Below are 2381 nucleotides of genomic sequence, written 5' to 3'. Positions count from 1 at the left end.
GGTGGTGGCGCCGCCGTCCGCGCAGCGCTCCACGTGGCTGCGCCGCTTTGGCGAATCCGCCGATGCGTTCGCCAGCGGCTGGATGCAGCTGCGCGGCACGCGGCGCCGGCGTGGCGTCGATCGCGGCTTCGCGCTGTCCGACCATGCGGACTGGCCCGGGCTGCTGTCGGCGATCACCGCCACGGGCGCGCCGCGCATCATCGTCACGCATGGCAACGTGCCGGTGATGGTGCGCTACCTGTGCGAGCAGGGCTGGCAGGCGCAGGCGTTCCAGACCGAGTATGGGGACGATGCCGGGGATGATGACGAGCCGGCGCAGGAGCAGGGGCAGGGGCAGGGGCAGGGGCAGGGGCAGGCGCAGGCGGAAACCACCCCGGAGTCAAGCGAGGAGCAAGGCGCATGAAAGCCTTCGCCGACCTTTATGCGGCGCTGGACGGCACCACCTCCAGCAACGCCAAGCTGGCAGCGCTGGTCGACTACCTGCGCGCCGCGCCGCCCGAGGACGCCGCCTGGGCGGTCTACTTCCTGTCCGGCGGCAAGCCGCGCCAGCTGGTGCCGGTGGCGATGCTGCGCGAGCTGGCCCGGCAGGCCGCCGCGCTGCCCGAATGGCTGTTCGAGGAAAGCTATCAGGCCGTGGGCGATCTGGCCGAGACCATCGCGCTGTTGCTCCCGGCCGCGCCGCACGTGGACACGGCCGGGCTGGCCGAATGGGTGGAGCAGCGCCTGCTGCCGCTGCGCGGCCTGCCGCCCGAGGTGCTGCGCGAGCGGCTGGACGCGCTCTCGCGGCCCCTCGACGCGCGCGGGCGGCTGGTGCTGTTCAAGCTGATCACGGGCGCGTTCCGCGTGGGCGTGTCGCGGCTGCTGGTCACGCGGGCGCTGGGCGAGGTGGCCGGGCTCGACGCCAAGCGCGTGGCCGAGCGCATGGTCGGCTACACGGACATCTCGCGCCGCCCCGATGCCGCCCACTACCTAGCGCTGATCGCGCCGGACGATGCCGGCACGGCGGCGGGCGAGGGCGCCCTCGCCAGCATCCAGCGCGGCGGCCAGCCCTATCCCTTCTTCCTCGCCCATCCGCTGCAGGCCCCGGTGGAGGACTTCGACACCGTGCTCGGCGCCCCGGCGCGCTGGCAGGTGGAATGGAAGTGGGATGGCATCCGCGCCCAGCTGGTGCGCCGGGCCGGCGCCACATGGCTGTGGTCGCGCGGCGAGGAACTGATCACCGAGCGCTTTCCCGAGCTGGCCGAAGCCGCCGCCACGCTGCCGGACGGCACCGTGCTCGACGGCGAGATCGTGATCTGGCAGGACCGCCGCGTGCAGCCGTTCGCCTTGCTCCAGCAGCGCATCGGCCGCAAGACGCTCGGTGCCAAGCTGCTGCGCGAGGCACCGGCCATCCTGATGGCCTACGACCTGCTCGAATGGCAGGGCGAGGACTGGCGCGCCCGCCCGCAGGCCGAGCGCCGCGCGCGGCTGGAGCAGGTGATTGCCGATCACGTCCACCCGGCGCTGGAGTTGAGCCCGCTGGTCGATGCTGAAAGCTGGGCGCGCTACGCCACGCTGCGCGAGACCTCGCGCGAACTGGGCGTGGAGGGTTTCATGCTCAAGTCTGCCGACGCCGCCTACGGCGCGGGGCGGACCAAGGACGTGGGCGTCTGGTGGAAGTGGAAGATCGACCCCTACACCGTGGATGCCGTGCTGATCTACGCCCAGCGCGGCCACGGCCGGCGCGCCAGTCTCTATACCGATTTCACCTTCGCGGTCTGGAACGGCCCGCCGGGCACGCCGGATCGCGCGCTGGTGCCGTTCGCCAAGGCGTACTCGGGGCTGACCGATGCCGAGATGCGCGCCGTGGACGCCATCGTGCGCAAGACCACCGTGGAGTCGTTTGGCCCGGTGCGCAGCGTCACGCCGACGCAGGTCTTCGAACTCGGCTTCGAGGGCATCTCCCGTAGCGGGCGCCACAAGAGCGGCATCGCGGTACGGTTTCCACGCATGCTGCGCTGGCGCACGGACAAGCCGATCGAGGAGGCCGACACGCTGGCCACGCTGGAGGCGATGCTGCCGGGCGCCGCGCGCGCGGTGCCGGCCGAGGATGCCGCATGAACGATGTCTTCGTCCGCCCGCCCCCCGTGGCCGAGACGCTGCCGGCGCTGTTCGCGGCCCGCCACTGGCAGCCGTTCGATTTTCAGTGCGAAGTCTGGGAGGCCATCGGGCACGGCCAGAGCGGGCTGCTCCACGCCACCACCGGCACCGGCAAGACCTACGCCGCGTGGCTGGGTGCGCTGCTGGCCTTCGCCGAGCCCCCGGCCCGCGCCGGCGCCACGCCGCCACCGCTCACCGTGCTGTGGCTCACGCCGATGCGCGCGCTGGCCGCGGACACCGCC

At 72.7% G+C, this 2381-nt stretch carries 2 protein-coding genes and 1 pseudogene; all 3 read left to right on the top strand.

Annotation, left to right across the window (positions count from 1 at the left end):
- Positions 1–403, top strand: a pseudogene (locus KHO18_RS28075) (DNA ligase-associated DEXH box helicase); the annotation flags it as partial.
- Entirely contained in the window at positions 400–2100 is a 1701-nt protein-coding gene (locus KHO18_RS28070) for an ATP-dependent DNA ligase (protein ID WP_211944304.1), read from the top strand. The pseudogene KHO18_RS28075 and the gene KHO18_RS28070, both read left to right, overlap by 4 nt.
- On the top strand, positions 2097–2381 hold a 285-nt coding region (locus KHO18_RS28065; protein ID WP_211944303.1), incomplete at its 3' end, for a DEAD/DEAH box helicase. The genes KHO18_RS28070 and KHO18_RS28065, both read left to right, overlap by 4 nt.

It is taken from the genome of Cupriavidus campinensis (assembly GCF_905397395.1).
In the GTDB taxonomy this organism is placed as follows: domain Bacteria; phylum Pseudomonadota; class Gammaproteobacteria; order Burkholderiales; family Burkholderiaceae; genus Cupriavidus; species Cupriavidus campinensis.
The sequence above is the reverse complement of the archived record's forward strand: the minus strand, read 5'-3'. Positions and strand labels throughout refer to the sequence as shown.

What these genes read in the sequence shown, in the direction of transcription:
- KHO18_RS28070 (WP_211944304.1), top strand. Translation starts at nt 400, where the DNA reads ATGAAAGCCTTCGCCGACCTTTATGCGGCGCTGGACGGCACCACCTCC.